At 59.6% G+C, this 26347-nt stretch carries 20 protein-coding genes and 2 pseudogenes; 10 read left to right on the top strand and 12 right to left on the bottom strand.

Going from position 1 to position 26347, the window contains the following annotated elements:
- Positions 1-148: 148 nt before the first annotated feature.
- From ACEZHJ_RS07680 to ACEZHJ_RS07665, 4 genes are all read left to right on the top strand, one after another.
- Positions 149-1336, top strand: a complete 1188-nt coding sequence (locus ACEZHJ_RS07680; protein ID WP_375036394.1) for a hypothetical protein — start codon at positions 149-151, stop codon at positions 1334-1336.
- 426 nt (positions 1337-1762) lie between these two features.
- Positions 1763-2146: a hypothetical protein gene (locus ACEZHJ_RS07675; protein WP_163139888.1), complete on the top strand. Its 384-nt coding sequence runs from the start codon at positions 1763-1765 to the stop codon at positions 2144-2146.
- Positions 2147-2213: 67 nt separating this feature from the next.
- Positions 2214-3980 carry a hypothetical protein gene (locus ACEZHJ_RS07670; RefSeq protein ID WP_163139890.1) on the top strand — a complete coding sequence of 589 codons (1767 nt, stop codon included), beginning with the start codon at positions 2214-2216 and terminating at the stop codon, positions 3978-3980.
- A 39-nt stretch (positions 3981-4019) separates the two neighbouring features.
- Positions 4020-4394 (top strand): DUF4926 domain-containing protein, encoded by a 375-nt coding sequence (locus ACEZHJ_RS07665; RefSeq protein WP_163139892.1) that lies wholly within the window; start codon positions 4020-4022, stop codon positions 4392-4394.
- 338 nt (positions 4395-4732) lie between these two features.
- Here the strand turns inward: ACEZHJ_RS07665 and istB are convergent, their stop codons facing one another.
- Together istB and istA are read right to left on the bottom strand one after the other, a co-directional pair.
- A complete protein-coding gene (istB, locus tag ACEZHJ_RS07660; RefSeq protein ID WP_240466230.1) occupies positions 4733-5563 on the bottom strand; it encodes an IS21-like element helper ATPase IstB in 831 nt (276 codons plus the stop codon).
- Entirely contained in the window at positions 5560-6573 is a 1014-nt protein-coding gene (gene istA / locus ACEZHJ_RS07655) for an IS21 family transposase (RefSeq protein WP_205599796.1), read from the bottom strand. Before istA ends, istB begins: the two co-directional genes overlap by 4 nt.
- A gap of 151 nt (positions 6574-6724) precedes the next feature.
- Here istA and ACEZHJ_RS07650 point away from each other — a divergent pair, with 151 nt between their 5' ends.
- The 3 genes from ACEZHJ_RS07650 (at position 6725) to ACEZHJ_RS07640 (ending at position 9441) form a co-directional block, all read left to right on the top strand.
- Positions 6725-7348, top strand: coding sequence for a hypothetical protein (locus ACEZHJ_RS07650; protein ID WP_163139896.1), 624 nt, complete (start codon positions 6725-6727; stop codon positions 7346-7348).
- Positions 7349-7847: 499 nt separating this feature from the next.
- Positions 7848-8222 (top strand): hypothetical protein, encoded by a 375-nt coding sequence (locus ACEZHJ_RS07645; RefSeq protein WP_163139898.1) that lies wholly within the window; start codon positions 7848-7850, stop codon positions 8220-8222.
- Between the two features lie 98 nt (positions 8223-8320).
- Positions 8321-9441 (top strand): IS3 family transposase gene (locus tag ACEZHJ_RS07640; RefSeq protein WP_163139900.1). Its coding sequence is split into 2 segments (ribosomal slippage): positions 8321-8579 and positions 8579-9441, totalling 1122 coding nucleotides; the frame shifts between segments, so codons are not numbered across the junction.
- A 444-nt stretch (positions 9442-9885) separates the two neighbouring features.
- Here the strand turns inward: ACEZHJ_RS07640 and ACEZHJ_RS07635 are convergent.
- The 5 genes and pseudogenes from ACEZHJ_RS07635 to ACEZHJ_RS07615 form a co-directional block, all read right to left on the bottom strand.
- Entirely contained in the window at positions 9886-11823 is a 1938-nt protein-coding gene (locus tag ACEZHJ_RS07635) for an AAA family ATPase (RefSeq protein WP_163139902.1), read from the bottom strand.
- Complete coding sequence (locus ACEZHJ_RS07630) at positions 11823-12017, bottom strand: hypothetical protein (RefSeq protein ID WP_163139904.1); 195 nt, start codon at positions 12015-12017, stop codon at positions 11823-11825. The genes ACEZHJ_RS07635 and ACEZHJ_RS07630 overlap by 1 nt, the downstream gene beginning before the upstream one ends.
- Positions 12004-13887, bottom strand: coding sequence for a DEAD/DEAH box helicase family protein (locus tag ACEZHJ_RS07625; RefSeq protein WP_163139906.1), 1884 nt, complete (start codon positions 13885-13887; stop codon positions 12004-12006). Before ACEZHJ_RS07625 ends, ACEZHJ_RS07630 begins: the two co-directional genes overlap by 14 nt.
- Before the next feature lie 215 nt (positions 13888-14102).
- Positions 14103-14534 carry a hypothetical protein gene (locus ACEZHJ_RS07620; RefSeq protein ID WP_371807612.1) on the bottom strand — a complete coding sequence of 144 codons (432 nt, stop codon included), beginning with the start codon at positions 14532-14534 and terminating at the stop codon, positions 14103-14105.
- 2157 nt (positions 14535-16691) lie between these two features.
- Positions 16692-16823, bottom strand: a pseudogene (locus tag ACEZHJ_RS07615) (transposase); the annotation flags it as partial.
- 236 nt (positions 16824-17059) lie between these two features.
- Between ACEZHJ_RS07615 and ACEZHJ_RS07610 the strand changes: the two are divergent.
- The 3 genes and pseudogenes from ACEZHJ_RS07610 to ACEZHJ_RS07600 all read left to right on the top strand — a co-directional run bounded on the left by ACEZHJ_RS07610 (position 17060) and on the right by ACEZHJ_RS07600 (position 20669).
- Positions 17060-18285 (top strand): annotated as a pseudogene (locus ACEZHJ_RS07610) (IS3 family transposase).
- A 303-nt stretch (positions 18286-18588) separates the two neighbouring features.
- Positions 18589-19521 carry a zinc ABC transporter substrate-binding protein gene (locus ACEZHJ_RS07605; protein ID WP_375036393.1) on the top strand — a complete coding sequence of 311 codons (933 nt, stop codon included), beginning with the start codon at positions 18589-18591 and terminating at the stop codon, positions 19519-19521.
- A gap of 302 nt (positions 19522-19823) precedes the next feature.
- Positions 19824-20669, top strand: a complete 846-nt coding sequence (locus ACEZHJ_RS07600; RefSeq protein WP_259201675.1) for a hypothetical protein — start codon at positions 19824-19826, stop codon at positions 20667-20669.
- Positions 20670-20701: 32 nt separating this feature from the next.
- Here the strand turns inward: ACEZHJ_RS07600 and ACEZHJ_RS07595 are convergent, their stop codons facing one another.
- From ACEZHJ_RS07595 to ACEZHJ_RS07575, 5 genes are all read right to left on the bottom strand, one after another.
- Entirely contained in the window at positions 20702-21922 is a 1221-nt protein-coding gene (locus ACEZHJ_RS07595) for a hypothetical protein (protein WP_375036392.1), read from the bottom strand.
- Positions 21923-22105: 183 nt separating this feature from the next.
- On the bottom strand, positions 22106-23050 hold the full coding sequence (locus ACEZHJ_RS07590) for a LysR family transcriptional regulator (RefSeq protein WP_259201673.1): 945 nt from the start codon (positions 23048-23050) through the stop codon (positions 22106-22108).
- Positions 23051-23126: 76 nt separating this feature from the next.
- Complete coding sequence (locus ACEZHJ_RS07585) at positions 23127-24722, bottom strand: NAD(P)/FAD-dependent oxidoreductase (RefSeq protein ID WP_163138934.1); 1596 nt, start codon at positions 24720-24722, stop codon at positions 23127-23129.
- A 26-nt stretch (positions 24723-24748) separates the two neighbouring features.
- Positions 24749-25681, bottom strand: a complete 933-nt coding sequence (locus tag ACEZHJ_RS07580) for a transporter (RefSeq protein WP_163138933.1) — start codon at positions 25679-25681, stop codon at positions 24749-24751.
- Between the two features lie 36 nt (positions 25682-25717).
- Positions 25718-26347, bottom strand: coding sequence for a flavin reductase family protein (locus tag ACEZHJ_RS07575; RefSeq protein WP_163138932.1), 630 nt, complete (start codon positions 26345-26347; stop codon positions 25718-25720).

Here is a 26347-nt window from a genome sequence, read left to right as displayed (position 1 = left end):
GAACATCGAGCAAATGAAGCGCATGGCCATCGCCGCGCTCAGGCGCATCCAGAAACTCCCGCGGCTGGTGCGCTCATTCTTCCAACAGCCCGAATGTCAGTACGCCAAAGCATGACTTTACTTTTTTAAAGGTTAGTAGTTGAATATTATGAAGCCTGAAGTTCTTCAGTCCTTAATGACAGGAAAAGTCTTATTAAATCAGTCTCGTGAGCTTTGCTTCACGGAAGATAGCTACGCAGCATCGAGCGGATTGGTAATTCTTCAGGATGCTCTTGAGCTTATTTTTATATCTCTTTTGATAGAGAAAGGTGTAGACGAGCAGAAAGCCATTGAAAGTTTTAGCTTCGACCAGATTGTTGGTGAGCTAAAGAAAGTCGGCCTAAAGGTAATAAAATCAGGAACACTAAAGGCCCTTAATAAGCAAAGAGTGGTGGTCAAACACTACGGACAGACCTCTGATTCTTCTTCTGTAGCAAACTATTTCGATGTGGCCTGCCAAGCGGTAGATAGCCTGCTTTTGGAGGTGGTTGGAAAGCGACTAGATGAAATTATGCTTTGCGAGATGCTTGCAGATGGTGAAGCAAAGCAGTATCTGCAAGAAGCTTCGCTTGCAATTGAGCAGGCAAAATATTTTAAAGCGCTAGTCAATATCAGAAAGGCGATCTTCGTAGAGATAGAAGCAGACTACTGTATTTACTCTTACCGCCAAGGCGGGACGCCAAGAGGGCTGGGGTTGCTTGCAGCCGCAGGAATGAAAGCTCCATATTTCACCAAGAATGCGACATGGATAGAAGACAATGTCAAAGATCCTTTCGATTACATCCAATTGGATCACGGTAAGATTAGGCAAGATTTGATTGAGTGGGGAGCAAGTACGCAAGACTTTTTCAATATCTGGAGGCTAACTCCGGAGGTCATACGCTTAGAACAGGATAGCGATTGGCTTTTGAAAGGTGAGTTAAAGCACTTGTACCAGGCTGCTACTCGTGAAAACGCAATTTTTTGCCTAGACAGAGCCATTAACCTACTTGGTAAGAAGCAGCAGCATCAAGATAACGCGAGATGGCTAGATTTTTCGGCCGCCCATCGCTTGAACGTAAAAATATCGTCAGCCACTTCTGTTTTTCGTAAAGCATCAAAGAACGCCGACGTAGTGGCGCGGCTAGGTATCGGTGATATTTATGAAGCGCAGGCCATCGTTCCCAGTCTTGATGGCGAGCATGATCGCTTTGCGCAAATACTACATATTCAGGACGATGAACCTAGGTTCTTGTCGGGGTATGTAGACTTGGAAGACTGCGAATTAGTTGAGCCACCAGAACCAACTAACCAGTGAATTAAGCCGACCGTTTTGCGCTGGCGCTCCAAACGGCGGCTTATTCAAGGCGTTAGTGGCCCTGGCCCGGTGGTTTTTGGGGCTTCAGGTTTTGGTGCCAAGCCCGCAAAACCATCGTCAGACTTGGTTGCTCAGCAGAAATAGGCGGTGGTGAAAGTGGTGTGCAATGTTCGTGGGGCAACCCGCCGCTGCACGCCGTATAAGGGGCCCGTTCAGTGCTCTGGTTCCTGTCGCCATGGGTCCAGTTCGTGCAAGCTGGTACGGAGTTAGCCTGGGAAGGTTGGTGTTGGAAATCAGGCCCTGTGGTTCACGGCACTAACCAAGTGTTCCAGTTCGTTCCGGGCCTGCGGCCCTCCACCGGATGCCCTTTCCGCTATGCTACAAGGGCACCGCTGAACAACGGCGTTAGGAATCAAGGGGGAGTTAATGAGTGAGGGGGAAGGCGAGAACAAGGGACTGAGGGTTTCGGACAGCGATGACGGAAGCACAGATCTAACGCCTCTGCTGCCGCTAGCAGAGCAGTTTCTTGAGAATCAGCGGCGGAGCATCGAGGAAAACTCACGCCTCAGCGAGAAACGCATAGAAGCGGATGAGAGGCATGCAGAACGAAGCTGGGTGCTCCGCAAGCGGCGCTTTTGGCTTCTATCGGCCTGCACGGCCGGCCTGTTCGCAATCGTGGCAGGCCTAATATTCATCCAGAAGAATGTGCCTGCGGGGCTCACGATCTTGTCGCATGTCGGGGCGGTAGTCGCGGGGTTGCTGGCTGGAATTGGCTGGGAGAAAACCGCCGAAGATGCCGATGTTTCCTAACCAGGCCATTGAGCCGACGCTCGTACCTCGCGCGGCTCATGGCCGTCGTTAACAAGGAGTTTGTTCCGTGCCTGAAAGACTGCAACTGACAAAGAATGCACAGTTTTTTCGCACAGGATCACCCTTGAGTGATGAAATTGTCCAAGAGGTACTTGATGCGGCAGCGGATAACATCACTCTGGATGGCGAATTTATCATTGACTCTTTTCGTCAAGAACGGCTTTTAGAAGAACAAGAGTTCAGCTTTGTCTATTCCGTAAAAGTATTCCCTTCAACCCGCCCCGTCTACTTCTTGGATGATGATTTTGAGGACATTGTTCACGCATTCATTCTTGTCATAGAAGTCGATAACTACATAGCAATCTTGAAGAAAAGCTGCGCAAATATATCCGATACCCTAGAGAAATATTTCACTTTAATTGGGAGTGAGGAATTTTCCTCGAGCTTTTCAGATGAAGATGTAGAATTCCAAAAGATGGCACTCCGTAACATGACGATATCGGATAGGGCCATGAGGACACGGTCTTATGAGGCCGCTAATCTAAAAGGCTTACTTTCAACGCATTCGGCCGGCAGGTCAATACCATTTTACTTCAAATTACGCCAGGGGTCGACAACTAAGTCTATATCTGGAAGTGGTCGTGTCGTTGAGTCTTCTAGTAGGGAGTCCATTGATGATATTGGAGTTTGGGTTAGGGATCAGATAAACCTTATTGAGTCTCCAATATCCAATAATTTCCTTGATGCTTTTGCTAGTAAAATAGACCTCAGCGATGTATTAGAATTAACCAAGCCAAATGCTGTTTTGATTGAAAGCTCCTCGTTATTCGAAAGGATTGAAAAAGACGACCTTGCATTGGCTTGTAAAACAAGGAAAGGTAAAAAGGTGTCTGTTTCTTCGCGTATTTTTAAAAAACTAGAGTGCGCGCTGGAATCGGTTTATGAGCTGGATGATGAACTCAACATCGTCGGTGGGGATAATAGCTCATGGGTCCGGAAAAACAAAAAAACACTTACCTTGCACTCCAAAACACTATCTAAGTTTCGAGTGGTTGAGAACGGAAAGGAGGTCACGCTTCAAAAGTTCATAATAAAAAACGGATTATACAGTATCACGTTCGATGATCCTAAATACATGTATTTTATGGGTTCGTGCTTTGAGGATTCATCTGGGGTTTCAGAGATTGATAATATTCTGGAAATTCTGCAACCGATGAATGATATGTCGAAAGTGCATTCCGAGAAAGGGGAGTTCGACAAGAGTGCATCTAGATTCTCCGAAGACTCGATGTTTAGCCTCGTCGAGGCGGTTCACCAAAATGATGATTACATATTTTGTGATGACCTAGGGGATGAGTGGGCAGACCATATAACCTTTAACAAAAGGGACTCAAATATATGTTTTGTCCATTCCAAGCATGGTGATCCAAGCACATCTGCTAGCAATCTACATGATGTCGTCGGTCAAGGTATAAAAAATCTTGGCAACATGTACTTTGGGAGGGATTTGATGCTCTCCAAGTTGAATAACTCTCTTTCATATAACTATAAATCAAGCTCTGGAATTGAAACGAATATAGCGAGGATCAGGAAAGGGGATCCGGATCAGTTTGAGGGCTTTCTGAATAATTTGCTAAAAGATTACAAGCTAAATAGAAGGTGCGTTCTAAGCTGCTCATTCATTTCTAAATCTGATGTTAAGAGGGAGTTCTTGAAGATAAAGAATAAAGCACGGGTTAGGGGGCATGTAACACAATTATTTTGGATCATTTCGTCATTTGCGCACGCAGCAAAAGACATGAACACGATACCGTTGATATATTGTAACAAGTAACTATGTTAACAAAGCAATGCACGCGACAAGCGAGAGATTGTGGCGTTAGCAGGAATTGGCGGAATAGAGGCGCCTTACGCAACTTGCCCAGTTTGTAAAAGCACTTTTCGCTTGAGAGTCACTGAAAATATAGATAGCTGGGAGGAGCGTTTTCCTGTCTCGGCTGACGGCAATCGCTATATTAAATGCTTTGGTTGTTGGAAAGATTTAAAAGAATTCGATGTGGTGGAGGTTTTAGATGTACCTGAGACTCTTCAAGATCTCGTATCGAAAGGTGATATGGGCACAATAGTTTTGGTTCACAATGCTCATGAGTTCGAGGTTGAAAGCGTAAATGGGAATGGGTCTACCAAATGGCAATGTGCACTCCCCCGGGAGTGTTTACGGTATGTGCCCAATCCCAGCACCTGCTAACAAGTAGTTGCAGTACCTTCCGGCCCTGACGGGCCTCCACCGGACCGGTTTTCCGGCGCGGTTGCGCCTCCAAACCGGCCGCTGAACATTGGCGTTAGGCATCAAGGAAACATTTTGAACTCGACCGCGCTCTGTTCCATGCCGTGCGTTAACGGCAAGAACTTCACCATTCCTGCGGAAGACACTTGTCGCACAGAGAATTTGCGCTTTCATGTCGACGGTGATCGCGCTCTTTTTTGCGCGATGATCGGGAATACGCAGCTAACTGTCAACGCCGGTTGAAAATTGCACACATCTGGCGGTTGAAAATTGCACACTTGAGCGGACCGTAGGTGCATTCAGCGGATGCGCTTAGAAGCAGATGAACGCCTGCGCTCGGTGGGGGTGGAGGCCTCGGCCTCGGTGCGCAGTGTCTGGGCGAGTTCGGTGTGAGCACGCATGCGGTAGCTGTTGCCGCGGATATTGACCAGGTGGCAGTGGTGGAGCAGTCGGTCGATGAGCGCGGCGGCCATGACCTCGTCGCCGACGATCTCGCCCCACTCCTCGAAGCCCTTGTTGGAGGTGAGCACCGTCGAGGCGCGCTCGTAGCGGCGGTTCATTAGCTGGAAGAACAGCACCGCGCCGGTGTGGGTCACCGGCAGATAGCCGATCTCATCGACCACCAACACCGAGGGGTGGGTGAGCACCGCCAGGCGGCGCTTGAGTTGGCCGGCGGCCTGGGCCTCCTCCAGCGAGCTGATCAAGTCCACCAGCGTGCCGTAGTACACCCGCCGGCCCTGCTGCGCGGCGGTGATCGCCAGGCTGATAGCCAGGTGCGTCTTGCCCACCCCGGGCGGGCCGAGGAAGATCACGTTCTCATGGCGGGCGACGAAGCCGAGCTCGTGCAGGCTCTCGATCTGCTCGCGCTTGATCGAGGGCTGGAAGGCGAAGTCGAACTCGGCGAGGGTCTTCACCGCCGGCAGCCGCGAGGAGCGCATCGCCGCGGCCAGGCGGCGGTGGTTGCGCAGTCCGATCTGCGCCTCGAGTAGCCGGGCGATAGCCTCGCTCGCCCCGAGGCTGGCGCTGTCGACCTCGCTCAAGATGCCATCGACCGCCTCCAGCGCCCCGGGCATCTTCAGGTCGGCGAGCATCGCGCGGATGCGATCGCGTTGACTCAGCGCCGCGCTCACCCCAGCGCCTGCTCGGCGAGTGCGCCATAGGCGCTGAGCGGACGGCGCTCGACCACCGGCAGCACGGGCACCCGCGGGGCGGAGGCCGGCGCAGCCGGCGGCTGGGGCAGCAACGACTGGTACGCCCGCGCCGCGAGCGGGCCCAGCGCCGCTCGCTCGTCGCGCTCGAAGCGCAGCTGCGGCGACTCGCCAAGGGTGCGGTGCTTGCGCCGGTTGGCCGTCTCCACCATCCAGCGCTGCGCCTGGGCGTTGAGATCGGCCTCGTTGAGGAACTCGCGCGCGTAGAAGAAGCTCTGGCGCACGTAGCGGATCGGGCGCTCGACCTTGCCCTTGGTCTGCGCCCGGTAGGGGCGGCAGGCGCGCACGCTGAAGTTCCAATGCGCGGCAAAGCGCTGGAACTCGGCGTTGCACAGCAGCGCCCCGCCACCGGCGCGGCGATCCTCGATCACCACCGCCTTCATCTGGTCGAACAGCAGCTCCGCCGGCGCCCCGCCGAAGAAGGCGAACGCACTCTCCAGTCCGCGCATGAGCACTTCCATGCTCTGGCGCGGGAAGAAGCCGAGCCACAGCAGCCGCGAGTAGCCGAGCACCACCAGCAGCGCATAGCCCCGGCCCCAGGGCAGGCGGAACTCGGCAAAGTCCACCTGCCCCTGTTGGCCCGGCAGCGTCTCGTAGCGGATCACCGGCTCGGGCGCTACCCGCGGGCGGACCTGGCGCACGTAAACCTTCACCTGCGTGTAGCCCCCGGTGTAGCCGGCGGCGCGGACCTCATCGAACAGCCGCGTCGCCGTCAGCGCCGGGTACTCCGCGAGCCGTGCATCGATCAGGCCCCGGTAGGCATCGAGCTTAGTGGGCATCGCCGACCGTGGCCCATAGCACACCGGCTTGCCATCGAGCTCGCGCTCCAACTGGCCCGTCTCGATCCAGTGATAGATGGTCCGACGGCTCACGCCCAGCTCCCGCGCCAGGCTCGCCTTGCTCAGGCCCCGCTCCAGGTAGTGTCGCAGCAACACCCTCTGCTCCCTCCCGTACATCGACGCCTCCACTGCTCCACGGAGTGAAGACGCCAACATGCCTGAGTGTGCAATTTTCAGCCGCCAGATCTGTGCAATTTACGCCCGCCGCCTACAGCTAACTTCGCCGCGACCTCCGACATGCAAGGTGGCCATTGTCGGGCTATCTGCTGCCGATACGCAGCTTCAGACTTTTATCGATAAATACAATAGAGGGGCTTCTTACGAGGAGGCGGCTCTTGAGGCTGCATTTTACGGCTTAGGCCGAGACCTTGTACGAATGATGAACGGCCTGGGAGTAGCACGAAAACTGGGGTTGCATCCGCTGTCGGAAAGCATTGATCTCAATCGTTCAGGACACTTCCTCACGACATCGCTGATCAAGTGCGCGAGCTTGACGGTAAACGGCAGTTCATCTGATTTTGATCCGTGGAAATACGAATCGAACGTTCGGTGCATTACGGAGCGTTTCGTACCGGAAGTGCTCGAGCGCGATTCAATTGAGCACATTCTGGTTCTTGGCAGCAAGGCTAAAAAGGCATTGACTAGTAAGGTACGCATGCACGGGGTTTTTGTTCATGATTACCTCAACGAGCGGGGAAAAGTGGTTTCCTATCTTCCTCACCCAAGTGGAGCCAATCGGGAGTCCGTGGACTTGGCGTCCCTCGACCGAGAGGACTTTCCAACGATGCAACAACACCAGGATCGCATGTGGGCCAAATACGAAATCCGGCAGCGTGAAAAAGGCAAAAGGCAAGCCGCTTGGCGATGAGGCATCGTACAAGTCAACGAGAGCCTCTCGATGGAAGGCGATCGCTCGGATACGTAGTGCATTTGATGCCTAACAAGTCGCTGCAGGTAACGTTTGACCCAACGCCCATTTTTGCTGTCGCAAAAACGGCTGTCGCCTCGAAAGGATCTGAGCTAACGCGTTAAATGCTCTCCCGGAGAAATGTCATGGCGGAAGGTTTTGAGTTTTTTTTACCTGCCAGATGTGTGTCCGAGAATTCCAAATGGGGAAGGGAGTTTATAATGGAAAGCATATTCCTCGTTATGATCTCGATGTTTGTAAAACCTGCTATGAGTCAAACTGGGATGGTTGGGCGCCAAATTTTGAGCCAAAGCTATCGGCACACCTGAAGGAAAAGGGCATCGCCGCGCCAGAGCCCAATGAAAAAGGGTGGTTGCCGCGTGACTAGCGCATTTAACCAGGAAAGGCACCCGGACGCCTTCGGCGCCGGTGCTTAAAGACGTTAGACCTGCTTCGCGAAATGACTGTAACCTTCGAAAAGCGCGCCGTCGCATTCGTTGACGTCCTGGGCTTCAAGGCTCTGGTGAATGCTGCCGACGCCAATAACAACCGCGCTCCGCTGGCGGAGTTGATCACGCTCTTATCAGAAGCCATCCCGAGTTTCGATGCCACGGTTGACAAGTCTGTCCCGGTGTCGCAGATACCGAGACATATGTACGTTTCAGACTGCATTATTCTCAGCGCACCAATCACAGATCCTGCGTACAAGCACTACAACGGCCTTTCGATTGTCGTGATGCGTGTCATTCAGCTATCGCACCTCCTGCTGCGAGCTGGGTACCTCATCCGTGGCGGTATTTCGGTAGGCAAGACACGGCGTCGGGGTCAGGTCTAACATTCCAACACTTGGTGGTAAGAAGGTGAGCGACGTCCCCCCGAGATTGAGTAGCACGGCGATCTGGAGTCCAATCACTGGAAGTCAGGAGATTGGGCATGAAGAAGCGCTACAGCGAAGAGCAGATCATCGGTTCCCTGAAGGAAGCCGAGGCCGGCGTGCCGGTCAAGGAGCTGTGTCGGCGGCACGGTTTCTCCGAGGCGAGCTACTACCTCTGGCGTAGCAAGTTCGGCGGCATGGACGTCTCGGACGCCAAGCGGTTGAAGGCGTTGGAGGCGGAGAACGCCCGACTGAAGCGGCTGCTGGCCGAGTCGATGCTGGAGAACGAGGTCACCCGGGAGGCGCTGCGAAAAAAGTGGTGAGCGCCCCGGCGAGGCGCGAGCTGGTGCGTCAGATGAAAGGCCGCGGGTTGAGCGAGCGTCGCGCGCTGGCGGTGATCGGCATGAGTGCGAGCGCGCTGCGCTATCGGCCGGCGGCCGATCGCAACGGGGCGTTGCGGGAAGAGATCCTGCGCCTGGCGCACCGTCATCGACGCTACGGCGCGGCGATGATCTACCTGAAGCTGCGCCAGCAGGGCTGGACGGTCAACCACAAGCGAGTTGAGCGGTTGTACGCCGCGGAGGGGCTTCAGGTGCGGCGTCGAAAGCGCAAGAAGGTGCCGTTGGCGGATCGTCAGCCGCTGGTGCGTCCGGGCGCCGCCAATGAGGTCTGGTCGCTGGACTTCGTCTTCGACCGTGTCGCTGACGGGCGGGCGATCAAGTGCCTGGCCATTGTCGATGATGCCACCCATGAGTGCGTCGCCCTGGTGCCGGCGTACGCGATGAGCGGACGACAGGTCGTAGACGTGCTGGAGCAACTGGGCGAGAGCCGCGGACTGCCGCAGGTCATCCGCTCGGACAACGGGCGGGAGTTCATCGGCAAGGCGATGCTCGGCTGGGCCTACGAAAACGGCGTCCAGCTCCGGCCCATCGAACCGGGCAAGCCGAACCAGAACGCCTACGTGGAGTCGTTCAATGGCCGCTTTCGCGATGAATGCCTTAACGAACACTGGTTCGTCAGCATGGCCCACGCCGTGGCGGAGATCGCGGCCTGGCAACGCGAATACAACCAGGAACGACCGAAGAAGGTACTCGATGGGCTGACGCCGAGCGGCTATGCCGAGCGACTCAGCCAGAAGTCGCTACCATTAACCTCGGACTCCATACCAGAGTGCTACTGAAAACGGGGGGACGTCGTACAAATAATAATGAATGCACTCGGCACTTTCCGCACAAACCCACCCGCTCGACCAAATGGCTTTAGAACACTACTCCATCAGATCGTTTGGTCCTAAATCTTCTTGTTCCAGTCGTCCGTGGACCTCCTTCAAGCCTACATTCACCAGATGTTCCATCAGCCGATTTGGCGTCTCACACGCTGGGTATAGCGCGCTAAGCAACGCCCTAATTTCTCCCGATTTATCGAAGTTTCCCACAGCCCAGCGAGTATGCGTATTATGCGTTGTCCCTTCAGGACAACCTTGCCTAATCGCGTACGCCATACAGAAGCGCGCGACGTCTTGCCCCTCAGAGAACCAACCATATTCATAAATGCTATTCAGCATTTCCTGGGTTTCGTGAGTAAGCCCAATACTTTCCCGATCCTTTTCCATACCTCAGACCTATTACAAATCCCGTATCTTAGTGTGCCTAGAAGTTACCCTCTCTAATTCGAATTCCTTAAGCAGATTGGCCCCAAGTATTTCTCGAATTCTTGACTTTCCTACTTCCTCTTCATAGACCAACAACACCGTCTGTTCGGCCATTTCTGGCAACGCTCGGATGACGTTGTCCGTGTGCCCCGAGTCTAACCGTCCGAACGGAGAATCCATCACTATCGGCCCCCGCAGAGGCGCGTTGTTCTGCAAGGCCCCCATAAGAGCGAGGGCAACGACATGCTCCGCACCCGCCGACCGCGCTTCCTCAGTCTGGCCGTCTTGATGCTCAATAGCCAATCCATAGTTTTCGTTAATTCTGAGACCCTTATAGTCGGCCTTCTCAGTGGTCATGCTCCTGAAGAGGCGTGTAGCCGTTGACTCAACTCGCCCGCGAAGCAGTGACTTATACTCATCTATAGCGGCATTGAAGAGATCCCCAGCGTCGTGAAGCATCTTCGCACGCACCCGTGTCCCTGCAAGGTCAGGTGCACTAGCGTGGTCCAAGCGCTCACTTAGCCGGTCGATGGCCTCTTCCCGCTGTTGTATCTTTTGGGTTTCCGCCTCGATGCCTTGTTTTACGGCAAATATCTCTTCCGTTAATTCACTGTACGACGCGCGGTTCTTACGTATCCAATCGGGATCGGAGTCGCTCAACTCCAGCTGAAGCTCAGCATGACGGTCCCGGAGGCGTATTTCCTCCTTCTTCAGTTGTTGAAGCCGCTTCCACAAGCCCCTCACCTGTTCAACGTTGTTCTCGTCGTAGAAGTGACTAAGCCTCTCAAGGCGAGCCATGGACGAAATCCTATCAGAGCCATAGGCCCCTGGTGCCTCCTTGGCGTCCATCATGGACTTTAAGTGGCGAGCATGATCTGGGCCGATCTCCTGCTCACACACCTTGCAGTGTCGAGCATCGACACTTTCCTTGCGCAATCCAGCGAGAAACTCTTCCATCTGCCTCGAAGTTTCCTTTCTAGCGGCCTCTCTCGCCTGACGAACAGGCTTTCTAAGCACCGTTCTCCACGCTTCCGCCATCGCTCTCTTAAGTTCTGACTCAACCTCCTCTATCTCTCTCTTCGCAGCGCTCAATTGCTTCTCAATATCGTCCCTCTCATACAGCAACGACTCATACCGCTTTGACCGGCTAAGCGCTGTGTCAGCCTCGCGCTTCTGCTCCGTCAGGCTTTCAAGCTTCTCCTCTAGCCGCGCACGCTCATCCCTGTGAGCATTCCGTTGATTACGAGCTTGCTCCAAGGCCTTTCCTATTTCCTGTGTCTCGGTATGTTTCTGAGCTTCCTTGTCCGCTCTCCTATCGGCGTCCTCAGCCAACGCCCTAAGATGCATCCGCCCGCGTTTTAGGATCGGCACACCCAAGATCTGTTCGATCGCCTCAGAGATCCTGTAACCGATTTCACTTTCGTTTGCCAGCAACTCTTCATATTCCTGCAACAACTCACCGTCAAACAAAAAGAATCGCGAAATCTCTCTCGGGAAAATGTGCTGAAGTTCTCTTTCTGCTTGCTGGGGCCCCAATACACTACCCTCACGCCGCAGAATTCGTTCCTGCCGGTAGTGTTCGTCGTTGCTCGGCACGACACAGGTCGGCTCGCAAAGCCGTGTCAACTCGTAATTGACGCCGTCATACTCAAAATTTAGCGTTACGCTGAACCCAAACTCACCATTAGCGGCGCGTTGCCGGTTCGTTATGTGGTGTAGTTTGCGTCGTTGTGAAGCGCGTCCCAAGACGTTCCCAAAAAATGCGTATCGGATAGCATTCAGAAGCGTGGTCTTCCCACGCATGTTTTCACCATAGATCACCGTAACGCCGTGATCGTTAGGAAATTCGATGACTTCCCTTTCCGCGAAGGGGCCAAAACCCTCCATTTCGATACTGCGCAGCTTAAGCATTACTCTACGCCCTTATCAGCCAAACACCCTTCTAAGGCGTCCTTTATTCGGCGGAACGCTTCCCCATCATCCTCTGGGTTTTCTTCTTCCGCCCGAATCACCTCCTCGATGAACTTCCGGTCCATATTTTGAAACTTCTGCTTCCGAAGCGTCTCTACTGTAGTAATGAGATCCTCTAGCTCACTCTTCTTCATCTTCTATGCCTGCTAAACTTGTCGTCTCGTACTCAATCCCCAATCGAATAGAGATTTGCTTAAGGTCTGCCGCACACGCAGGGTTTTCTGCACTCTCCGCGAACATAATAGCCCGCGCCAACTCACCGGCTGTTATTGGGTCAGACTTCTCTGCACCGTCCGCGTCTACGCCACGCGGCGGAACAACCAGTGCATCGTGAACGTACGCAAGATGTTTATTCTTAGACTTTCGAAGAACCCGTCCACGCCTTTGAATGAACTCCCTAGGATTCTTTGACGATGCGAGAATGAGTGCGTGAGTAACTGACGGAACATCAACTCCTTCATCTAAACACTTTACCGCCACCACAATACCCCCGCGAAGATCAAGCCACCGCAGTGTCTGCTCTCTGTCACCTTCCATTTTGGAGTGATAAGGAACCGTTGGGTAGCCCGCTTCTCGAAGCTGCCCACTAACTTCTTCAAGCTGAGCGAGGTTGTCACAGTAAACTATCCATCGACCACCACGTTGATAGTTTTCCCGTATGACCTCTAACGCCAAACCCGTCTTAGCGGCTGCATTCTTAACGATCCGTGACCGCCTTATCAGCAAGTGCTTTAGGCGCTCTTTCTGCGTCTCCTTGGGGCCCGCGCTCTTAGTCCGTGCCCACAGTTGACGAATCTGGCGCGTTAGCGCACTCCACTCCTCAGACTCTGTCTCTGACATCACCACCGTATGGGGTCTGTAAAAATACCGACAGAGCACACCGTCACGAATAGCGTCGACCAACTCATATCTCGGTTCGAGAACACCGCCGAAGTAAGAAACTACCGCCGATGTGCCTTCCGGATCGCCCGCCCGCTCAGGTGTCGCACTCAACCCCAATCTAGCCCCAAATAGCCCAGGTGCAAGCAGCTGGCGATTGTAGTGCGAACCTGCGCGATGTACCTCGTCTACCACCAACATAAGGTCTCCCGCCGAGGAGAGCCTGCTCCTGAAATCTTGGGACGCGGCCGTCCTTAACGTCGCAAGGACAAGCCTCGGCTCGTTTCCTGGTCCTGTCCATACCTTCAAGCTGCCGCGCCATTTTCCGTAACCCGCTCCTGCTCTCAGGATCCCAACGCCTTCACCAGATAACTCTTCTGCAAGCTCTTTGTACCATTGCGCAAACAGTGCACGATCCGGCACGACAATAACGACAACCTCGTTATACCTAAAGATCGCTTCTCTGACAGCGTTTATGGCCGTAAACGTCTTCCCGCTTCCGGTCGCGAAAGCCAATATCCCCTTCCGCCCTTGAGACCGCCATGACGCGAGCCCTGCGGACTGGTGGGGCAGCAAAGTCCGTTTTTCAGAATCCTCCAAACGTCCACTTCCCTTCTTGTTGACCTCTTCCGCTAGTTTGCTCGCTGTGTACTCCCAATCTGGATCAGCTACCCTTTCTAACTCTGAACGAGCGACTTTCGGGAACGGACGAACATCAATAGTTGGATACTTGTTTGCCCAGAGATCGTGAAAGTACTTCTGTTCGCGTTGCGTCCTTTCCAGATCTCTCGCGCCCATCCAACTGGCCGCGACATCGATTGATTCAAGGTTCCCGTCTGCCGCTAGCCCCGTCCAGGTTTCATTCATGGAACCTTTGAAAATTACGGAGTTACCGCGTATATCACGAAAGATCCCGAGTTTGTCGTGAAAAATTCTGCCATTCGCACCTCTATACTCGGACGGCTTCAGCGTTGCTATTTGAATATCCAGGGCACCTCTTGCAATCAGTGCTGCGAGCACTCTCGTGGGCCCCCTCATCGCCTCCTCTTCTAGGAGGGCACGCACATCTTCCACAATTGCCGCTGAAATTGCGTCATCGACACGAGCTTTATATCCTTGGTGCATCGCGTCGACATCGTCAGGTCCAAGGACATGCGAACACAACACACGCATAAACCCGCCATTAGCAATAAATTCCTGCAGTGCGGGCCACGCAACGATGAAGATCGTGCTGCGAAAAAAGCCGACAGCACGATCATACTCAGATGCTTTACGCATGCATGGGAGATAGAAATGGTCCGCAATATCGTCGCGGCCCTTGTGGTAAGAGGTATGCAGACTTAATTCGGAAAGGTCGCCCACTCGTCCTCCGCAATTCCGCCGGTCCAAGCGAGTCGATCATCTATGGCGCGCGCCAAGTAGTCGGACGAACAAGCAACCACCAGCTCTGTTCCGCCGCGTGTTAGCGAACGAGTCTGGTAGGCTAACCCCGAGGCAGCCGCCGCATATACAGTTTTATCACGCACTTGAACGTTCGTTCCGTTTTTGAATTTTGGATGAAGGCTCGCATCCCATAACACAAACACATCTAGCCCAAGATCACAGCCGATGAGCAGTACGTATCTCTCTCCTGCATAGTCGAAGCTTCGATACTCTCCGACACGCTGGCCGCGTAGCCGGAGATTGCACTTGAACTCGTTTGGTCGAACCGTTCCGAGGCCACCGACGAGAGAGTATATATAGACCCTAAGGGGGAGCCTTTGGGGCGCCATTAGGTCTATGGAAATTGGCTTTTCTGTAATAGACGAGTGCCACACCACCTTGTCACCAAGGGCGCTTAGCAACGACGAGTTGAGTGTCTCCGCACGTGCGACCACTAGGAGTTCTCGAGATTCTCCGATACGACTTGATCGTCATCTGAGGTCCAGATCACTTCGTTGGATCGGGCGCGCGCCCGAGTAGTCTTAACGCTAGCGAGATCCCTAAAAGGTAGCCATGTAGCCCCGGCATTCTCACAGACAATCACCTGCCCCGGGCGTGTCCTGCACCAAGCAGACAGTTGTTCGTAGTCTATTTTTTCTGCACTATACTTGTAGTATTTTCCTGCCTTTTGGTATGGAGGATCTACAAACCAAGTCGCCACTCCGCGGAATGGGCACTCACTATAATCACAGTTGTAGACCTTCCAATGTCGTATCGCCTCAACCTGGCTAGCAATGGTTTCCCTTACCCTTTCGCCCCAGAAACTTCCCGGTCGAATACCGTCACGCATCCATTTTGATGGCCGTTTTCTTGGTCTTCCTGTCGCCCTATTCAACCAAAGCCCGACCAACCATTTTGCTTCTTGACACACCTTTAAATCGTCAACGGACCCATCAAAAGAAACATCGGGTATAGACCTAATTTCCTTTGATTTCACTCGTGTTAAGTACCTCCATACCGCAGCCAATATGGGGTCCGCTTCGCATAGTATGACGTTATAGGAAGCGTAACGTAGCGCGTATCCCGCCGATCCCGCAAAAGGCTCCACAATAGTCCCATAGCGGGGCAATGGGTAGTGTTTGATGGCGTCCCGCCATTTACCCCCGTAAAACCCAAAAAACGGTCTAAGTGTTGTTTTTATTGGAGGTGTTCTTTGAGTTGCTTTGCCGAATGGCTCAGGGGTCTCATCTCGAACGCCGGGGCCTGAGGGTTCTATTGTTCTCGTATCTGATTCTTGCATAACCCGCATCGGAACTGATTCCCGCTTCGGTTCTATGTTCTCGGACGCTACCAACAAGGGTGATCCGTTAGCAGTAGATTGAATTTAATTCTATCCAGTTAGTTGCTTTGTGCCACTCGAGCTGGGTAACTGCTATGGCCAATATGGCGGACTCGGCCGGTATTGTATTGCTGTCTGTTCACGCCTTGCGCGAACAAATCCGCATCCCCGCTTTGCCTGACCCGGACGCCACGTGCCGCCAGTGTACGCTCGAGCGGCGGCAAAGCGGCCGCCCCGCCTACGGCCATCGTTCCGGCGACCTATGCGGTGGCTTGCTACGGGACGTGAGCGTGAACCTCATCAGGCTGACATGAGCAGGATACAAGGTGCCGCCATGAAGGCCCAGCCATTCTGTAGCGCAATAGCACAGTAGCGCTGCGCCTCGCGTGTGGCGACCGCCCGTCCCGCCGTCTTTGCCAAGTCATCTCTCTGGTCGGCCGACAATCAATCCGCTTGGATTCGTCCCAGGTTGCGCTCCGGGCAAGGAGGAAGCTTTCGACTAACTGCATGTCTCGAGGGGCGGGTGCTCTTCGGAGACGGAGGTCACGCACTCATTTAACCTACCGCGGTCAAGAGACCCGTGTGAGGGGTTATGGCCGATGTAGTCATGGAGTTCGAAGCGGTTCTGACTTGTCACCCCCGAGCTCGATCATTCGGTCGAGCGCGCCAGCGCTGCCTAGCTTCTCAACCATCGCCCTGTACACCGGGCTTGTTGAGGCCGCACCGCAAGCCGTGAAGGCCAATGCACGATAGAAACCAAAGAGCGAAACGTGGCTCCATCGGTACTGAGCGTTATCGAACGCCACGTAAGGGAATTCCCTCGGGATGATCGCACCTGTGACGTCGCAGTCGTTCGGTCGGAAGAATGAGGCGAGAATGAGGGATAGACCACGGTTTCGGATTGCAATGACCGCTCCTGGCCGGTATCTGCCCCCGAGCCCTGCTTCCGCATTATCGTCAACCCTCGGCAAATACCCTCAGGTGGGTTATTACACCACCGGTGTCAGGCCGACTGTCAGTTGCTACCCTGTCGGTTCTGAATAACCCGTTACGCGGCGGTCGGTATAGCGGCTCGGGCGTCCTGATGGTCGATTCCGGCACCGAGGAACACCAGGAGCCGGCCCAGCAACTGGCGCAAAAGAGCCGCCATCGCCCGCAGCAGCAACCGGATGTTGTGCCCGGCGGCGACCAGCGACACCGACATGCCCGGCTGCTCACACAGCGCCACCAGCTCCGCCTTCTCCCGCGGTGAATACCGCCGCCGACGCTGCACACCCGTCACCACTTCAATGCGTTCCACCTTGGTCACTCCTTTGCACTAGGCTCATGCCTAGGCCTTGTCAGCTACTACCAAGGTGTCCGGTCGAAACGGGGGCTTCTACACTGGCAGCCTTTTGCGGCAGCGGAACGGTTGTCAACGCTGCGCGTAGCGCACCCGCAGGGCTTGGCGTTTACAGCCGTGGAGATGCCCAGCCTATGACGAGGGGTGCTGTCCAACGGGCACCATCCCCGAGCACTCGGGCGACCGAGCGGGGTTTGGGGAAGAGCCCCAAGGTCTTAAGTTCTTACACACTGTGTAATGGGTTACAGAAAGGCGAAAGTCCCGCTGGTGCAGGGCTCGCGTTCATTCATTCACGGAAGTACACAGGATCTGCTATAAAGAACCGCCATGGTATATCAGCGAGTCTACTGTTTCGGTGGAGGAAGCTGATGCACGAGGGCGGGATGGCGGCGGTGGGTGCGGGCGAGGAGGTGGTCAGTGCCTCGGAAGTGAAGGCGCTCAAGCGCTAGGTGCGTGAGCTGGAGCGGCTGCTCGGGCGTAAGACCATGGAGACCGAGATCCTCAAGGAAGCCCTGGAGGTGGCTCCGGAAAAAAAGTTGATCTCGCGCATGCCATTGCTGCCACCGGAGGATACCCGGTGAAGCGGGTGGCTGAGGTGCTGGGGGTAGCCCGTTCGAACCTGATCGAGCGGCTGGCCGGCCGCCAGCGTGGACGGCCACCACGCTACTGCAAGGCGGATGATGAGCGGCTATTGCCGCAGGTCCGCGAGATCTGCTCGCAGCGGGCGGCCAACGGCTATCGCCGGGTCACCGCCCATCTCAACCGTCAGTTGCATGAGCGCGGTGAGGCACGGGTCAACCCCAAGCGCATCTACCGGATCATGAAGGCCGACGGGTTGCTGCTGGCCCGCTACACGGGCCGCCCCGAGGTGCGCTCTCATGAGGGCAAGATCATCACCCTCAAGCCGGATCTGCGCTGGTGCTCGGATGTGCTCGAGATCCGCTGCTGGAACGGCGAGGCGGTACGGGTGGCGTTCAGCCTGGACTGCTGTGACCGCGAGGCGATGCGTTACGTGGCCACCACCGGCGGCGTCACCGCTCAGATGATCCAGGACCTGCTGACGGAAAGCGTCGAGCACCGCTTTGGCGCGGTTACCAAGCTGGCCCGTCCCATCGAGTGGTTGACCGACAACGGCAGCTGTTACACCGACCGGGAGACGCGCGCCTTCGCCAAGGATCTGGGCTTCGTGGTCTGCACCACCGCCGTGCGCAGCCCGCAGAGCAACGGCATGGCCGAGGCATTCGTGAAGACGTTCAAGCGCGACTACGTCTATCTCAACGACCTGCCGGATGCGGCCACTGTCATGGCCAAGCTGCCGGCGTGGTTCGAGGACTACAACCGCTGGCACCCGCACAAGGAGCTCAAAATGTGCTCGCCATGGGAATACCGCCAGAGCCTGGGGAAGACCGGCAGTGACTAAAGGGTGGTGTCCGGTTTAGCGGGGGCAACTACACTCACCCCGTTCGAGGCTCAGGGTGATGTTGTCCAGAACGATATGGCCACCGAGCCATATGTCGCAATGCTCGATCGACAGCAGCGGCATGGGGTCTTCCTGGTCGTATATGGAGAAAAGCGTGATGGCCGTGGCCGGGATCCGAGTTTGACAATTGCAAACGTTATAACATAACAATATCCCGGTCAATTCACGACATCACTTGATTCGGGAGAGCATCCCATGAGATTCCGTGCGCTTAAGTTATTGATGGTTTTCGTGGTTTTTCCGGTGTCCGCATATGCGGCGGTGCCGTCGGTCGCGGTGGATATTCCACCGGTCTATTCACTGGTCGACCGGGTGATGGGCGACCTGGGGTCCCCAGAGCTGGTGATCCAGCAGGGGGCGTCGCCGCATCGCTATTCGATGCGCCCCTCGGAGGCGGCTGCCATGGAGCATGCTGACGCGGTCTTCTGGGTCAGTGAGGACCTTACGCCCTGGTTCGAGGGGCCGCTCGAGAGCCTTGCCGGCGATGCGCTCAGCGTGGAGCTGATGAGCCTCCCGGGGGTGGTGCAGCTTGAATACCGCGAGGGGCCGACCTTCGATTCCCACGGTCATGACCACGAGGATCATGCTCACGAGCACGAGCACGAGCACGAGCACGAGCACCACGCCGACGGCGGCCACCACCATGACCACCATGGCAGTAATCCGCATGGCTGGCTCGATCCGGCCAACGCGGTGGTGTGGCTGGATGCCATCGCCGACACGCTGGCAAAGGCCGATCCCGAGCACGCCGGGACGTACCGGGAGAACGCCCGCCGTTCCAAGGCCGACATCAAGGCGCTGTCGAACGAGCTGGAGGCGCAGCTCGTGGATGCCAAGGATGTCCGCTTCGTCGTATTCCACGACGCCTACCAGTACTTCGAGAACCGTTTCGACGTCTCCGCGGTGGGCGCGATTTCCCTGGGCGACGCGTCCCAGCCCAGCCCCGCCCGGGTCGACGAGCTGCGTAACCGGGTGGTGGAGCAGAATGTCGACTGCGTGTTCAGTGAGCCGCAGTTCAACCCGCAGCTGGTGAAGAGCGTGTTCGGTGGCACCGGGGCCAATACCTCCATTGTGATCGATCCCCTGGGCACGGATCTGCCGCTCGACGGCGAGCTGTATCCGCAGCTGCTGCGCAAGCTCGCGAACGCGGTGAGTGAATGCGCGCAGACCCGTTGAAGCACCATCGCGCTCCCCTCTGAGAGGGGGGCGCCCTGCCAGCGGATCGCGGTATGCGTCGTCGGCGTCCCGCGGTTTCGAGCCGACGCTCATTCGCTCCGCAACGCCGGGTGGCAGGCCAGTCGCTGCCATCCGGCGTTTCCGGTGTGGCTCCTTTCCGGTTCTATTCCCCCCCCAATGTCTCCCGGATTAACGGTCAGCTAACGCCTTGCCGGTATAACGGTTGGCGACGCCCCCTGGGGCGGGGGAGGCCGGGCATGCCACCCGGCGTATTGGATAGCTCATCCGGAAAGGAGACGAGAGTGAAAGGGAAGGCAATTGCCAACAGGCCGAACGCGCTCGCGGCGGCGGGACTGCTGATGAGTGCGGCGGCGTTTCCGGCGGCCGCCGCGGGCACGCTCACCCTGGGCGTGGACGGCATCTACGGCACGACGGAGGCGGATATCTCCGGCTTCGACGACACCGGTGACGGCCATCACTCCGGGGCAATGCTCGAGATCGATTACGCCGAGGAGCACTGGATGGTCGAGGGCCGCCTCGCCATGACCGAGGGCGACGTCGACTACGAGCTGGAAGAGCAGAGCGTCGACTACGGTAGCTACGGCAGTTATGGCAGCTACGGCAGTTACGGGCTCACCAGCCAGGAATTCGACATGAGCGCGGACAGCACCACCTACGCCGGCGGTGTTCGCGTCATGCTGCGCGATTCGCTTGCCGCCAGCAGTTTCTATGGTGTCTACAGCGGGATCGGGCTGGCGCACGTGAAGATGGAGGGGCGTATCCCCTCACCCTCGTACGAGGACGACACGCGCAACCGCTACAAGGACACGATCAGGAACTGGTATATCCCCGCCGGCGTGATCGTGGGCGGGGACGTGGCCGGCTCGCCGTGGCGCTGGGAGGCGAGGGCCGAATACCGCGCGGTGATCGACTCCGACCTGGAGCGGGACGTCGAAGGCGGCCAGGGATCTTTCGACGACAGCCCCAGCGTCTACGGGCTCCAGGCCGAGGCGACACTCGCGTACCGGGTGGATAACGGCGGCACCCCGATCGAGCTGCGGGCCACGCCCTACGTGGCCCGGTGGAGCGCTGACGACACCTCCAGCGAGCGCAACCAGTACGGGATCCGTCTCGGCGTGGCGTTCTAGCGGCGGCCATCCGCCCGGCGCCGGAGCCCGCCTCAGGCGCCTCCGGCGAGCCGGGCGACCCCGCTGACGAGCTCGCGGTAGGGCGACGGGGTCGCCCCGCCGTACTTTCTGGCGAAGTTCCTCGCCCGCTGCCGCTCCCGGCTCCCGTGCCGGGTCAGCGCCAGGATGCGTTCGCCGATGTCCCCGGCGGCGGCGTGGAAATGCGTGCCGTCGCCGAGTCCCGCGCGCCGGAGCGCGTCCACCTGAAGCCCCTGCTCGGGGTGGAGGTCCAGCCCGAATACCGGTGTCCCGGCCATCAGGCTCGCGATGGTGGCGCCGTTGCCGGCGTGGCAGACGAAGCAGCTCGCCTGCCGGGCCATGGCGTCGATATCGAAGGGCCGCAGGGTGATCTGGACGTTGGTGCTGCGCGGCAGCCGCCGGGCCAGCGCCTCCGGGCGCTCGCCCTTCTTCGGCGAGAGGTGCAGCACGAACCGGGCGCGGACCCGGTTGAGGCGGAGCAGCACCCGTTCGATGCCGGGGGCGCCGGCCTTGAGGTAGCCGGCGATCCGCGGCCCCTTGCCCTGCGGCCACTCGAGCGCCGATCCGGGGGAGAGGTTCTCGGAGACCGGGCCCGTGTACCGGCCGTCGCGGCGTATGTGGCCGAAGTGATCGACCTCCGGGGCGCCGGTGATGAAGACCGGCCCGGGGTCGAAGACCGCCTCGAGGCCGTCGACCGGTGTCAGGCCGCTCGCGTGCAGTGCCTGGTTGACCGACTCCAGGGCCGTGTCGTAGCCGGCGTCATGCGCCACCCCGCTGCCGGTCATGTGCTCCGGGATGAGCCGGGGCAGCGGGGCCGGGGGATAGTAGAAGCCCGTGCCGAACCCGAGCCGGGGCGTGTCCACGCCCCGCGCGGCGAGGATGGCCGTCGGCGCGTACTCGAAGGCGATCACGTCCGGGGCATGCTGCTCGAACAGCGCGCGCCACCCGGCGATGGCTTCGACGAGGCGGTCCGGGTCCGAGTAGCCGCGGGAGAGCAGCAGATCGGAGTAGAACACCGTGGCCACGTCCGGCGAACGGGTGGCGGGCAGCACCGGTGCCTGCACCACCTCGCAGGCGAGCCCCCTGCGGCGCGCGACCCCTTCCATGAGCCGCCGGTCCCTGGCGGCGATGACCACGTGGAGGCCGGTGGCCTCCAGGCCGCCGGTCACGCAGGCGATCTTGTTGGCATGGCCGTAGCCCTCGCCCATACCCCAGCAGATCATCACCGTGGACACGCGTCTTCCCCTCTCGCCGGCTCGCGGGTCGTGCCGCCCGTGTGTGTCCGGCGGGCGGCGTCTCTCCGGGAGACAACCCTGCCTGAAGTATCGTGGGCCGTCATGTTGGTGCGGCGTTGCCGCCGGCGCGGTGCGGCAGGCCGGTGGCCTGCGGGCAGGCGGCGTCCCCCGGACCGGGTGCGGTCACACGGTGAGATCGGTGCGCCAGCGCCGGCCGTCGGTGAGCTTGGCGAGGAGGGTGCGCAGGCGGTCGCGGACGTGCCGCGCGGCGATGGACAGGGGCCGGTCGGCGACCCGGGCGAGGTAGATGCTGCGCTGGATCTCCGGGTCGCGGATGGGGTAGGTCTGCAGGCCGGCGCCCACGCTGCCGTGGCGGGCGAGGCGCGGCGAGAGCACGGTGTAGCCGGCGCCTTCGGCGACCAGCGCCTTGATCGGCTCCAGCGCGTCCATCTCCAGCACGATGTCCAGGCCGACGGCCCGCCGCCGTACCGCGGCCTCCAGCTCCTCGCGCACGCCGTGGGGGCGCCCCGGCATGATCAGCGGCAGACCGTCCAGTGCCGAGAGCGGCAGGTTGCCCTCCGGGCCGCTGGTCAGGGCGGAGAGGCGTTCGTCCCCCGCCGGGCCGACCACGTGCAGCTCCTCGGTGGCGATGAGCTCCATTGCCAGCCCGGAGACGGTCTCCGCGCCGAAGACCAGCGCCAGGTCGAGGTTGCCCTGGCGCAGCCACTCCAGGGTGTGGCCGGACAGGCCCTCGGCGATGCGCAGCTGGACCTCCGGCAGCTCGCGGCGCACCTGCAGCGCGAGGGGCACGCTCAGCAGCATGCCCAGCGAGGTGGGGATGCCGATGTGGGTCGGTCCGGCGGGGCGGGCCTCGGTGTCCTGGATGTCGTCGCGGATGGCCTGGAAATCGCTGAGCAGCTTGCGGGCGTGGCCGAGCAGCCGGGTGCCGGTCTCAGTGAGGCGCACGCCCCGCACGCTGCGCACGAGCAGCTGGGTGCCGAGCTCCTCCTCGAGCTGGCGGACGTGCTGGCTCAGTGCCGGCTGGGCGACGTCGAGCTGCTCCGCGGCCCGGGTGATGGACCCCGCGTCGGCGATGGCGGCGAAGTAGCGCAGCTGGCGGATGTCCATGGTCCCGGCATATCCATCATTTCCGATGATTGCTTTGACTCTAAATCAAAGTGTTTTTTATTGGAACGATCGCGCCTCACCCGAGCCGCTCGGCCACCAGGTGGCCGGAGACGCCGCCCAGGCCCGGTCCCGGGTGGGTGGAGGCACCGATGTGGTGCAGCCCGCGGATGCAGGTGCGGTGGCCGTCGCCGTCGTTGAGCGGGCGCCAGAGCAGGAACTGGTCCGCCTGGCAGTCGCCGGCGTAGGGATCGCCGCCGACGAGGTTGATGTTCATGGCCTCCAGGTCGGCGGGGGAGAGCACGCGGCGGCCGAGCAGGGCGCGCTCCAGGTTGGGGACGTGCGCCGCGAGGCGGGCGACGATGCGGTCCGCGTAGGCCTCGCGGGTGGCCTCGTCCCAGGCACCGTCGGCGGGTGCGGGGATGCTGCCGGCGGCATCCCCGCGGATGTGACGGGGCAGCTCCTGGAGCTGAATCCAGAGGATCCACTTGCCCTCCGGGGCGCGGGAGGGGTCCAGGGCGGTGGGCTGGGCGACCACCACCGAGGCCTCCGCCGGCAGCAGTCCCCGCTCGGCCTCGTTCACCGCGCGGGATACCCCGTCCAGCCCCGGGGTGAGGTGCAGCATGGCGACCTCGTGCAGGGCCGGGTCCGGCCATTCCGGGGGCTCGTCGAGGGCGAGGTGGATCTGCATGCACCCGCGTCCGTAGCGGTAGCGGGCGGCATCGTCGCGCACCCGCGCCGGCACGGCGGCGTCGCGGAGCAGGCGGCCGTAGAGCTGGGTGGGGGTGGTGCTGCACACCACCGCGCGCCCGGCGGTGTAGCGTTCGCCCGCGGTGGTTTCCACGCCCCGGGCGCGGCCGCCCTCGACGACCACCCGGTCGACGTCGGCGCCGGTGACGAAGCGCCCGCCGTTGGCCTCGACCACGCCGCGGAAGGCGTCCACCAGGCGTTCGCTGCCGCCGCGGACCACCGGCATGCCCGCCCCCTCCAGGGTGAAGGCGATGAGCCGCAGCATGTGTCCGCCCAGGGCGCTGTCCGGCCCCAGGCCGGTGTGCAGGATCCATGGGGCGAGGCAGGCACGGAGGTGCCCGGACTCGAAGGTCCGCTCCAGCCAGGTGCGCGCGCTCTCCATACTCTCGCCGAAGTAGCGGATCAGCCCGCGGTGGCCCTCGCGGCGGCCATGGCGGAACAGCGTCTTCGCCACGCCCCAGCTCTTGAGCTCGCTGCCGAGCAGGGTGAACGTGGTGTCCGCGTGGGCGGCGACCGCGTTCATGGCGGCGTCGAAGCGCTCGCCGTCGCCGGCGGCGAGGGCGTTCATCGCCTCGATGTTGCGCCCGCGATCCCGCGAGAGGATGAAGTGGCTGCCGTCCGGCAGGATCACGCCCGTGGGCGTGTCCGTGTTCGCGTACTCCAGGCCCTGCGCGTGGAGGGCCTCGCCGAGGGCGGCATACCCCGGCGAGGTGACGAACAGGGGGTGGAAGCCGGAGAGGGTGTCGTGGTGGAAGCCCGGCACGGTGGCCTCCTCGGTGCGGATGCACCCGCCCGGGCGGTCGTTGCGTTCGAGCACGATCACCCGCCGGCCCCGGCGCGCGAGCCCCGCGGCGCAGACCAGCGAGTTGATGCCGCTGCCGACGATCACGCAGTCGGCGTTGCGGTCTCTGGCGGTATCGCTCACGGCGCTGCCTCCTGTCGTTCCGTGGATCAGAACGGGATGGTGACGATCACCCGAGCGGTGGTGCCCTCGGGGCGGTGCTCGCTGTGGTACTCGTCGTAGAGCGCGGCGTCGAAGCTCATGCCCAGCGACTTCGAGCGGTAGGTCACCTGGCCGCCGACGGCATGGACCTCGTCCTTGGGCGTGGGCACGCCCGCGGGGGCGTCGTCCTCGGTGAGCTGCCAGCTGTCGTAGCCCACCAGCCCCACGGTGAGCGCGGGGTTGAAGCTGTGGCTGATGCCCCACTCGGCCACCCAGTTGTCGCCGGGCTCGATGTCGGTGCCCTCGATCTCCGAGGCCATGGTCTCGTAGCGGTTGAGCAGCGAGACCGCCCAGGTGCGGTCGGCGGTGAGATACCAGGTGCCGCCGAGTGTGACCATCACGTTGGAGTAGCCCTGGCCCACGGAGGCCGCCGCGGCCACGGGGTTGTCGTCGTCGTAGTCGCTGAACGCGTCGGTCCAGTAGCCGGCGGCGAGGACCGTGTCGTAGCGCTCGCCGTGCCAGGCGAGGATCAGCGGGCTGAGGAAGACGTCGCCGAGGCCGCTGTCGCTCTCACTCAGGCCCATGGCGTCGACGTCCTTGTCCAGGATCGGGGCGATGGCCTCCATGCCGTAGTCCGCGCCGAGGAACTGCTTGTCGGTGATCCAGATCGCGCGGGGCACCACCGCCCGGACCGTGGCGCTGTCGTCGCCGCCGGGGATCTCGCCGTCGTTGTCGCTGATGGCGTCGACCTTGACGTTGTCGGAGTCGTAGTACACGCCGTAGGTGCGCAGGTAGAAGCCCGGCGGCGGCACCGACGCCCCCAGGCTGCCCTCCACGCCGGGGACATAGTGCTGCGTGGCGTCGGCCGAGGCGGCGGCGGGCAGGGCGGCGGCGATCGCGGTGGCGAGGCCGGCCGCGACGAGGCGGTTGCAGTGGGTCATGGTTCTCTCCTCCCCGTGATTATTGTGTCAGTCGGTTCACTCGAACGCGCCGAAGGCGCCGTTCATGTACAGCAGCGGGCTCTCCGGCTCGCTGGTGACGACCTCCTTGACCTCGCCGATGAGAACCGCGTGGGTGTGGGTGACCAGCATCTCCTCGACGACGCACTCGAAGCTCGCCAGCGCCCCGCGCAGCATCGGGATGCCGTGGGAGGAGACGTCCCAGGCCGTCGCCTCGAAGGGGTTCTCGCCGGGCTCGCCGAGCATGCCGGCGAAGCGCCGGGCGACCGTCTCCTGCTCGCGGCTGAGCACGTTGACGGACATGCGCCGGCTCGCGGCGATGAGCTGGAAGGTCCGCCCGCCGAGGTTCACGCAGGCGAGCAGCCGCGGCGGCTCGGCGGACAGCGAGGTCACCGCGGTGGCGGTGAGGCCGTTGCGCTCGCCCTCGTGGGCGGTGGCGACGATGTTCACCGCCCCGGCGAGGCGGCGCATGCCGCCCTTGAAGTCCGCCGCCGGTGCGGCGTGGTCGCGGGCGAAGGCGGACAGTCCCTCGTTGGCCGGGGGCGGGAAGTGCCGGGTGTGCTGCATGCGGATGTTGGCGTTGGCCATGGCGTTGTCCTCCGGTGTCTCGGGCTCGCGGCGGCCGTGCCCGGCGGGCGCGGCCGCCAT

The organism is Arhodomonas sp. KWT2 (assembly GCF_041949875.1).
In the GTDB taxonomy this organism is placed as follows: domain Bacteria; phylum Pseudomonadota; class Gammaproteobacteria; order Nitrococcales; family Nitrococcaceae; genus Arhodomonas; species Arhodomonas aquaeolei.
This window is presented reverse-complemented; position numbering and strand designations above follow the sequence as displayed.

Bases quoted from the DNA above. Each gene is read 5' to 3' on its own strand.
- ACEZHJ_RS07680 (WP_375036394.1), top strand. From the start codon at position 149: ATGAAGCCTGAAGTTCTTCAGTCCTTAATGACAGGAAAAGTCTTATTA.
- ACEZHJ_RS07675 (WP_163139888.1), top strand. From the start codon at position 1,763: ATGAGTGAGGGGGAAGGCGAGAACAAGGGACTGAGGGTTTCGGACAGC.
- ACEZHJ_RS07645 (WP_163139898.1), top strand. From the start codon at position 7,848: ATGACTGTAACCTTCGAAAAGCGCGCCGTCGCATTCGTTGACGTCCTG.
- ACEZHJ_RS07635 (WP_163139902.1), bottom strand. From the start codon at position 11,823: ATGCTTAAGCTGCGCAGTATCGAAATGGAGGGTTTTGGCCCCTTCGCG.
- ACEZHJ_RS07630 (WP_163139904.1), bottom strand. From the start codon at position 12,017: ATGAAGAAGAGTGAGCTAGAGGATCTCATTACTACAGTAGAGACGCTT.
- ACEZHJ_RS07625 (WP_163139906.1), bottom strand. From the start codon at position 13,887: ATGCACCAAGGATATAAAGCTCGTGTCGATGACGCAATTTCAGCGGCA.
- ACEZHJ_RS07620 (WP_371807612.1), bottom strand. From the start codon at position 14,534: ATGGCGCCCCAAAGGCTCCCCCTTAGGGTCTATATATACTCTCTCGTC.
- ACEZHJ_RS07590 (WP_259201673.1), bottom strand. From the start codon at position 23,050: ATGGACATCCGCCAGCTGCGCTACTTCGCCGCCATCGCCGACGCGGGG.
- ACEZHJ_RS07580 (WP_163138933.1), bottom strand. From the start codon at position 25,681: ATGACCCACTGCAACCGCCTCGTCGCGGCCGGCCTCGCCACCGCGATC.
- ACEZHJ_RS07575 (WP_163138932.1), bottom strand. From the start codon at position 26,347: ATGGCGGCCGCGCCCGCCGGGCACGGCCGCCGCGAGCCCGAGACACCG.